The sequence below is a fragment of the Microbacterium sp. ZXX196 genome (assembly GCF_009709595.1).
Classification (GTDB): Bacteria; Actinomycetota; Actinomycetes; order Actinomycetales; family Microbacteriaceae; genus Microbacterium; species Microbacterium excoecariae.
The window spans coordinates 1-236 of sequence record NZ_WMEE01000513.1 but is presented as its reverse complement, the minus strand read 5'-3'; the positions used below and the strand labels follow the sequence as shown (position 1 = coordinate 236).

The 236-nt window shown below is 71.2% G+C and carries 1 protein-coding gene; it reads right to left on the bottom strand.

All coding sequences use genetic code 11. The features are described from left to right. Window positions 1-216, bottom strand: a 216-nt coding sequence (locus tag GJQ66_RS13835) for a TrmH family RNA methyltransferase (RefSeq protein WP_306461826.1), incomplete at its 3' end; no start/stop codon positions are given. Between the last annotated feature and the right edge of the window lie 20 nt (window positions 217-236).

Genomic DNA, 236 nt, shown 5'->3' with positions numbered 1-236 from the left:
GAGCTGGCGGAGGCCCGCCCCTTCGGCGCCCATGACCAGCGCGATCGGCCCGGCGAGGTCGGTTTCATGCGCGAGTTTGGGCGCCTCGGCGTCCGCGCCCACGATCCACAACCCCGCGTCCTTGAGCAATCGCAGTGTGCGCGCGAGGTTCGTGACCACGGCCAGCGGGGTGGTCTCGGCGGCGCCCGCCGCCACCTTGCGCACCGTGGCATTCATCTGCACCGCACGATCTTTCG